General features: G+C 72.2%; 2 protein-coding genes. Both read right to left on the bottom strand.

Annotation, left to right across the window (positions count from 1 at the left end; all coding sequences use genetic code 11):
* A partial coding sequence (locus ICC28_RS39875; protein ID WP_188293770.1) for a condensation domain-containing protein occupies positions 1 to 1,932 on the bottom strand: 1,932 nt, incomplete at its 3' end.
* A partial coding sequence (locus ICC28_RS39870) for a non-ribosomal peptide synthetase (RefSeq protein WP_188293769.1) occupies positions 1,929 to 2,793 on the bottom strand: 865 nt, incomplete at its 5' end. The genes ICC28_RS39875 and ICC28_RS39870, both read right to left, overlap by 4 nt.

The raw sequence follows: 2,793 nt of genomic DNA, 5'->3' as shown, positions 1-2,793 counted from the left end.
CGTGTAGATCGCGTTGTCCGGACCGGCGACGGGGGCGAGGTCGTCCGCGGCGAGCGCGTCGAGCGCGGCGGCGGTCGCCGGGTCGTCGAGCACGATCAGCGTGCCGTCGAAGACCTCGCCGAGGGATGCGGCGAGGTCACCGGTGGTGACGACGATCCGCGCCTTGGCGTCGGACAGGACGTACCCGAGGCGCTCGGCCGGGTTCGCCGGGTCGAGCGGCAGATACGCCGCACCCGACTTCAGGACACCGAGGAGCGACGGAATGAGTTCCGCGCCACGCTCCAGGTGCACGCCGACCAACTGCTCAGGTCCCGCGCCGAGTTCGCGCAGATGCCGGGCGAGGCGGTTGGCACGGCCGTTGACCTCCGCGTACGACAGCTCCTGGCCGCCGGCCGTCACGGCGACGGCGTCCGGGGTCCGGGCCGCCCACTGCTCGAAGAGCTGGTGCGCGAGGGCGTCCGACTGCGGAAGCGCGCGCGGAGCCGCGGTCACCGCGGCCAGCTCCTCGGCGCCGAGCAGCTCCGCCCGTACGACCCGGGTGCCGGGCTCGGCCAGGGCGGTGCGCAGCAGACGCACGTAGTGCGCCGCGATCCGCTCGGCGGTCTCGCGCTCGAACAGCGACGTGGCGTACTGGAGGCGGCAGTGGAAGGTGCCGTCGGGGCGCTCCTGCGCCTGCAGGGTGAGGTCGCACTTGGCCATGCCGTCGCTGCCGCCGAACGGCTCCGCCGTCAGACCGGGCATGCTGAACGCGTCGAGTCGCCACTCGTGCAGCGTGAAGGCCGCCTGGTAGAGCGGTGTACGGGACTGGTCGCGCTCCGGCTGCAGTTCGTCGACGAGGCGCGCGAAGGGCACGTCCTGGTGGTCGAAGGCGGCGAGCACCTTCTGCCGGCAGCCGTCGAGCAGCTCGGCGAAGGAGGTGCCGTCATCCCAACTGCCGCGCAGTACGAGGGTGTTGATGCCGTAGCCGAAGACGCCCTGGAGGTCGGGATGGGTACGGCCCGAGACGACCGTACCGACGGCGACGTCCTGCGTGCCCGCGTACCGGCCGAGCAGGGCCTGGTACGCGGAGAGCAGCACGGTGAACGCGGTGGTGCCGTGCTCCTTGGCCACGGCGCGGACCTGGTCGCCGAGGGCGAGATCCAGGTCGAAGAGGACGTCGTCGCCCGCGTAGCTGCGGACCGCGGGCCGCGGGCGGTCGGTCGGCAGCTCTAGCGGCGCCAGGCCCGCGAGCTCCTTGCGCCAGTACGCCAGCTGCGCGAGCGCACGCGGGCCCTGCTGCTCGGCGCGCTGCCAGGCGGCGAAGTCGGCATACTGCACAGGCAGTTCGGCGAGCCGCGCCTCCGTGTCCGAGACCTGCGCGGTGTAGCAGGCGCTCAGCTCACTGCCGAACATCGTCGTGGACCAGGCGTCACAGGCGATGTGGTGGAAGACGACGGCGAGCACATGGTCGTCGTCGGCCAACCGCATCAGCGTGCCGCGCACCGGCCACTGGGCGGCCAGGTCGAACGGCTCGGCCAGCTCGCGGTGCAGCTCGTCCTGGGCCGCCTGCTCACCGGCGACCTCGACGACGCGCAGGGCGACGGGGCCCGGCTCGTCGACGATCTGCACGGCGGTGCCGTCGACCATCTCGTACCGGGTGTGCAGCACCTCGTGCCGGGCACACACCTGCTCCCAGGCCCGGCGCAGCGCCTCGGTGTCGAGGGTGCCGCGCATCCGCAGGACGAGCGGCACCAGGTACTCGGTGCTGTCCGGTTCGAGCCGGCTGAGGAACCACATCTGCTCCTGGCCGTGGCTGAGGACCAGCGGCTGCGAGCGGTCGGCCCGCGGGATGCCGGCCCGGCGGGCCGCGGCGCCGCCCCGGCGGCCGGCGAGTCGCTTGCGCAGGAGCTCCTGGCGCAGGGCATCGGCACTCTGGGCGTCCTGGCGGATCATGCGGTGGCTTCCTTCGTCTCGGAGCCCGACAGCACCTCGGCGTCGGACATGGTGTCGATCTCGGAGCGGATCTCGTTCTCGATCTGCTGGGCCATCTCCAGGACGGTGGGGCCCTCGAACAGTGCGCGGACGGAGAGGGTGACCCCGAACTCGTCCTGGATGGCGGCGATCAGCCGGATGGCGAGGATCGAATTGCCGCCGGAGTGGAAGAAGTTGTCGCGGGGACCCGCCTCGATCCCGGCGACCTCACGCCAGATCTCCTGGACCAGCTCGGCGACCGGCCCGAGCGGACCCTCGTCCTCCTGCGGCCCCGGCTGTGCGACGGGGTCGGGGAGCCGGCCCCGGTCGACCTTGCCGTTGGCGTTGAGCGGCAGGGCCGCCAGTTCCGTGAAGCTGCCCGGGACCATGTAGTCGGGCAGGTGGTCACGGCAGTACGCGGTGAACGCGGCCGAGTCGAACGCGTCGGCCCCGGGACGCGGCACCACGTACGCGGCGAGACGCACCTGGGTTCCCTCGCCACGGGGGATGACGAGCGCTTCGCTGACCTGGGGGTGGTTGTGGAGTACGGCTTCGATCTCGCCGGTCTCGATCCGGTAGCCCCGGATCTTCACCTGATGGTCGGTACGGCCCAGGAACTCCACCACACCCGGCTCGACCCAACGCGCCAGATCACCCGTGCGGTACATCCGCGAACCCGCAGGCCCGTACGGGTCCGGCACGAACCGCTCGGCCGTCAGGGCCGACTGGCCGAGATAGCCGCGGGCGACGCCGGTTCCGGCCACGTAGAGCTCGCCGACGGCCCCGACCGGGACACGACGGTATCCGGAGTCCAGGACCCGCATCACCATGCCCGGCAGCGGG

The sequence above is a fragment of the Streptomyces sp. TRM68416 genome, from assembly GCF_014596915.1.
Classification (GTDB): domain Bacteria; phylum Actinomycetota; class Actinomycetes; order Streptomycetales; family Streptomycetaceae; genus Streptomyces.
Note: the sequence above shows the minus strand (reverse complement) of the source record. Positions and strands in the feature narration are given on the sequence as shown.